The sequence below is a fragment of the Vibrio minamisatsumaniensis genome (assembly GCF_050337445.1).
Taxonomy (GTDB): domain Bacteria; phylum Pseudomonadota; class Gammaproteobacteria; order Enterobacterales; family Vibrionaceae; genus Vibrio; species Vibrio artabrorum.
In genome coordinates this window covers 1-5,893 of record NZ_JAKJSY010000129.1, presented here as the reverse complement: position 1 = coordinate 5,893, position 5,893 = coordinate 1, and the positions used below count along the sequence as shown (strand labels likewise).

At 39.2% G+C, this 5,893-nt stretch carries 4 protein-coding genes; 1 reads left to right on the top strand and 3 read right to left on the bottom strand.

What is annotated here, in order from left to right; all coding sequences use genetic code 11:
• Positions 1 to 252: 252 nt before the first annotated feature.
• The 3 genes from manA to L4B77_RS19145 form a co-directional block, all read right to left on the bottom strand.
• Entirely contained in the window at positions 253 to 1,440 is a 1,188-nt protein-coding gene (gene manA / locus L4B77_RS19155; protein ID WP_372207753.1) for a mannose-6-phosphate isomerase, class I, read from the bottom strand.
• A gap of 319 nt (positions 1,441 to 1,759) precedes the next feature.
• Positions 1,760 to 3,109, bottom strand: a complete 1,350-nt coding sequence (locus tag L4B77_RS19150; RefSeq protein WP_429752406.1) for a class-II fumarase/aspartase family protein — start codon at positions 3,107 to 3,109, stop codon at positions 1,760 to 1,762.
• A 1-nt stretch (position 3,110) separates the two neighbouring features.
• The gene (locus L4B77_RS19145; RefSeq protein ID WP_429752404.1) at positions 3,111 to 4,697 is read right to left on the bottom strand and encodes a PTS transporter subunit EIIC; all 1,587 of its coding nucleotides are present in this window, start codon (positions 4,695 to 4,697) and stop codon (positions 3,111 to 3,113) included.
• Positions 4,698 to 4,851: 154 nt separating this feature from the next.
• Here L4B77_RS19145 and L4B77_RS19140 point away from each other — a divergent pair.
• The coding region (locus tag L4B77_RS19140; protein WP_429752402.1) for a helix-turn-helix domain-containing protein at positions 4,852 to 5,893 on the top strand (1,042 nt) is incomplete at its 3' end.

The window sequence follows — 5,893 nt, the reverse complement described above, 5'->3', positions numbered from 1 at the left end:
GAGATAATAACGTACGGTTTCGAGAATAACTTCAGAGGGGAAGTGGCAGCCTTTAAACATTAAGAATCAGTCTCATGAATAGAAATGAAACAAATCTTAACTTAATGACTCAAAGTTTGCGACAGAACCTAGCGTACTACCTTAGCAAGCCAGTTCTGTAAAAAACTGGCTAATTTGACTAAATTCTGGACTTATTTGCTGTGATTGCGATGCACTATGGCTTTTAGTTATTTCATTGAAATGTCATTTTATTTAGTTATACGCTCTCGCGAGTCTGCCATGACCTTGGTAGCGGTAACTGCCAGAATCGCAGCTGATAAATGCGGATTCACCAGGGGTTAAGGTAACTTGCTGCCCTGCTGAGCTTACTGATACTTTCCCTTCAATACAGAATATGATCTCTGCACCACGAATGTATTGCAGCTCCGATTGATCCAATACCGGTAGAATATCAAAGCCAAAGTCGTCGACGGGGATAGGGTAGGATTGCTTTCTATCCTTAAACACCGGTTCTAACTTGATATCTTGTGGTTGAATAGGCTCAAAAAGAGTGTTGTCGATGAGCTCAGGCACATCAATATACTTTGGTGTTAAACCTGCACGTAGTACATTATCGGAGTTGGCCATGATCTCCAGTCCGGTACCTTGCACATAAGCATGTGGGGTTTCTGCGAATAAGAACATTGCCTCACCAGGTGCGAGCTCGACAGTGTTTAACATTAATGGTGCCAGCAGACCAATATCACCAGGATAATGTTGCTTAAAATCTTGACTGTATTGCATTGCCTCACGGCCCATAGCTGTTTTTGCTGGCCGAGAGTAGGCCGTATCCAGTTCTTCGAGAGCGGCTTTTTTACGCTCACCATCAAGAGACATAATAGCGCTAAAGAATACCTTCAATGCTTGACTGTCTGGTTGTTGTTTTAGTGTGTTAATTTCATCACTCAGCGATGAGATGTGAGCTTCTTCAAATAGCGCAATAATATCTTTAATAGGACGAAATCCATTCATTGCTTTGTAAAAGGTCAGTGCATAAACAAGTTCAGGTTTATGGTTAGGATCTTTATAGTTACGATGAGCGGCATTAAGGGCAATACCTTGCTTATTCTCACGCTCAAACCCGATTGCTGCTTTACGCTTGTTTGGATGCACTTGGATCGATAATGGTGTTGCAGCGGCGAGTACTTTAAATAAGTACGGTAGCTCACCAAACCGTGAATAGGTATATTCACCCAGTATCAATGTTGGATTACTGGCGATAAGTTCAGAGAGCCACTGGCCTGATTGAGCGACCTTTGAGCAGCCATTTGGGTGTGCACCCATCCACATTTCGGCTTGTGGTTCGCTGTTAGGGTTCGCAATACCAAACAGTTTATTGATGGAAACTTTGCTCCCCCATGCATAATTTTGAATGACATTATCAAGTTTTATCAGTGGCATTTTATTACCTTATTTAAGCATGAATAATTCTATCTGATGGGTATTTTATACCGCATTGATGGCGGGTTTCAGTTAAGACCTGCATCGTTAGTTAGTTGTCGATCTTAGTTAATGGTGATCTTAGTTAATGGTGATCACTGGGATAACTTGCGAGCTTTGTGTACTCACAAGACGGGTTTGCCAGCTTTGCTGGGCAAACAAAAAAGCGGTTTTCTTAAGAAAACCGCGATACTAACGAAAGCCCTAACATTGTAATTGAAAGTAAGAGCCGTGTTTGCCTAGTTCAAAAGTAGGGGGAGAGAACTAATAAAAGTGCTGGTTACGCTCTAAATGATAGTGCCTTATCTGCCCAATAACTTGCGACATTTGAGCATTGACCAACATACATTTCTGGATTGAGTAAATCCGCAATTTCTACTTCGGTGAAGTGAGCAGAAATAGTTTCATTGCTCGCCAAGACGTCGCCGTATGCTCGTCCACTATGAGTTGACTCCATCGCTAGCTCGTAGATAAGTTCATGAGCAGGATCTTTACCTAAACAGCTTACGAGTTTCATCATGACTTTTTCGCTGTTAATTAAGCCGTTACTGATCATAACATTTCTTCGCATTTGTTTAGGGTTCACAGCTATCGTGCGGGTTAGCTCTTCAGCTCGAATTAATACCTCCGCGGTTAACTCAGCAGCCTCTTGAAGATTGTTGTCATAGACGAAGTAAGCGGAGCTATCAGCTTCAAATGGTCGCGGTGCAACATACATTGTTGATGTCAATACAGAGTATAGCTTTTGTGAATTCGCAATAATTCCTTTAGCTAGTTTTGGATTGACTTTTTGAGGCATGGTACTACTACCTATAGTTCCTTCCTTAAAGGCTTCAGACACTTCTGCAAATTCTTCACTAGAGGTTTGATAGACCTCTTCGGCTATTTTGTGAAAAGTAGTAGTTAAAAGAGCCAAGTTGTTAATGTATTCAGCACGATATACTCGATTATTGCGTGAGGGAATGTTCATTGAGTGCATACCTAGCTGCTTTGCCACATGTTCTTGAACTTCACGCCCAATCGTCCCCATCGCGTGGAATGCACCTACAGCTCCTCCCATCATTACGCAAAATACACGTTCTTCAGACTGTTTTAATCGCTTTACTGCGGAGATTAACTCTTCAATCCAAACAGCGACTTTATAGCCGTAAGTGATGGGTAACGCATGTTTGCCATGCGTTCTACCAGCCATTACGGTATCTTTATGTTCTAGAGCAAGAGTACCTAAGTTACGGATTGACTGTTCAACAGATAGAAGCAATTTAGCGTGAAACTTCCTCAATTGAAAAAGTTGTGCTGATTGCTGAATGTTTTGAGTCGTAATTCCGTAGTGAACATATTTTCCGCTATGCTCATCACAAGCCTTCACAAGCAGTTTAATTAACGGTACAAAGCCATGTCCGACCTCCCTAGTTATTCTATCCAGTTCAGAAAGATCAATATTCTCAGCCTTACAGTTCGCTGCTATGTTTTTTGCGGCGTCTAAAGGTATAACACCAAGCTCACCTTGAGCTAATGCTAGTGCTCCTTCTAAATCCAAGTAAGACTGAAGTTTTGCTTCTGTCGATAGCTCAGAACGCAACCCTTTGTCATCAATTGTTTTACTCTTCGAATCATATAACGCTTTCATGTTACTGTACTTCCGCTGTATTGAGATGAGGAGTGAGGCCGTTTATATTGTCGTCAATTGAGTTTCGAACAAACTCAACATGTGGACCGAAAACTATATGGACGTGTTTTCCTGATGGGAAGAATGTTCCTGCTGCACCCGCGGCTTTAAACTTCTCAATATCTAATAAGTCTTTATTTTTGAAGTCGATACGAAGGCGCGTAACACAGTTCTCAACGCGAGCAATATTCTCTTTACCACCAAGTCCATCAATAACCAAAACCGCCACTTTGTCATACTCTTTATTGAGCAGTAGAGTATTATCACCTACATCTTTCTCACGCCCTGGAGTTGCAATGTTGAATTTGACGATGGCATAGCGGAATACACCGTAAAACACAACGAAGTTTACAAGACCAACAGCAACTAGATAAATCCACTGGGTATGTTCATACATCAGACCAAAGATACCGAAGTCGAAGATAGTTCCGCGAATGTAACCAATAGAGACATCTAGGAAGTACAATGGAACCGATAACAAGCCACATAGTACAGCGTAGACCGCAAATAATACTGGGGCAATGAAGAGGAATGAGAATTCGAGAGGTTCAGTAACATTACCCAAGAATGCTGTTAATACTACGGTTAAAATTAACCCTCGAGCAAATTTCTTATTTTTTGTGAATGCTGTGTGATACATCGCTAGACCAATAGCTGGTACTCGGAACAACGTTGTTAACATTTGCCCAGACGCAAGGTATCCACTCAAAGTAGGCATATACTGACCCCAAGCTTCATGCTGTGGACCAAGATCGAATAGAATTTTATTCATCGCTGGTAAAATGCCGATATATTGAACACCGTCTATGACATAGATACCACCTGCTTCAGTAAAGCGAAGCATCGAACTAAGTACATGGTGAAGACCAAATGGGATCAGTAAGCGGTTTAATGTCCAGTAAGCACCTACACCATAACCTTCATACATAAAAAATCCAGATAACGAAATCATCGCTGAGGTAAATAGATCCCAAATGAATGGAATCAATAAACCAACAGGTATGGTTGCCGCTATAGATATAATAGCTACAGATTTCTTACCGCTAAAGAAGGCGAAAGCAAGGGGAAGTTGTAAGCGATAAAAGCGATCTGTTATTTTCGATGCTATTAATCCGGCAATTATGCCCCCTAGAGCCTCAATTTTTAAGGTCTGGATACCCAAGACTATCCCTTGGCCTGCTAATGCTAGCTTCCCAGTAGCCAAATCTCCCGTAAGAATTAGGCTGGCTTTCATAGATATCATCAAAGTCAAATAAGCAATGACAGATGAAAAAACGGCTATGCCCTTTTCTTTCTTTGACATTCCATACGCAACACCCATAGCGAATAGAAGTGGAATATTAGAGAAAATCACACCAGCGATAATTTTTAATGAACTAAATAAAGCTTTAAATCCTTCATGCCCAAGAAATGGCATTTGTTCAATCATGTAGGATTGACCTAGAGCAGAAGAGATACCCATGATCATACCCACTGGTGCCAACACTGCAATGGGCAACAATAGCGAGCGGCCAAATGTTTGAACTTCTTGTTTAAATGAACTATTCATTTTGTCCTCCATATTTTGGTAGCGCCAATTTTATAGATAATTTAGGGTCATTCAATGACATAAACTGACAGCAAGCTATTGCAGTTATTGACCCTTAACTGATGCATGTATATGATTGTATGGGTATATTATTCTCAATGGTCTTGAAAATGTGATGAAGGTAAATAAATTTGACTTACAACTTGTGAAGTATATCACGCAAAATGAAATTTCTTCATTTTCCTCGTTGGAGCAATACTTTGAAAAGGATAAGGCGACTATTTATCGTTCACTTCAGCGCAGTTTTTCCTATATATCTAAATATAAACATTTATCACAGCCTACGGTGCCAAATTTGTTTGATATAGAATATTCAGATTATATACGACTTATCAATACCTTAGACTTAGCCTCATATAAGCCAAATCAAAAACAGAGAGTTGAATGTGTAATATTAATGTTGATTTTCAACAAGGTTATGAGCAAACAGGAAATATATAAAATAATAGGTGTCAGTGTTAGCACTTTAAAAAACGATACTCAAATACTGAGCCAAGTTTTAGCCAGAGCTAATTTATCACTTGTTACTCATCGAAGAAAGGGAACTGAGTTAACAGGAAATGAACTAGGGATCAGGTTGCTGGTTACTATGCAATTGATTAAACTATCACAGCTTGACCAGAACCTTTGTCTGAACTCAAAAATTACTAATAACCCAATTGAAAAAATATTATTTGATGTTTTCTATAATAAGTGTAGTGATTACTTGACTGTTTCAAAAGAACAACTGACTAGAGTTATTTCTGACAAGAAAGTTAGTTTAGATTACAACTCTCGGAAATTTATGATGATATACCTGATTGTTAGTAACTTTAGAGTAAGTCAAGGTCATAAAATTGAAAGAAAAAACCTACCAAAGCTGCCTTGGCATGATTCAGTATTACTTGAAGAGAAATCAGATAATGAAAATAGAGTGTTGTCTTCTATCTTTTATTCGTTGACATTTAAAAAAGGGCAATACTTATGTTATGACAGTAAATTACTGAAAGCAGTAAGAGAGTTTTTAACAAGTATTCAACGTAATTTTATAACAGATATTAAAGATAGCCTCGCTTTAGAAAGTGACATTTATCTTCTGATGAAAAACATTATCTCACGAAAGAAGTTAGGGTTTAATTTTAGTGAAAATAAGCATAATGATATATACAAAACAAAAC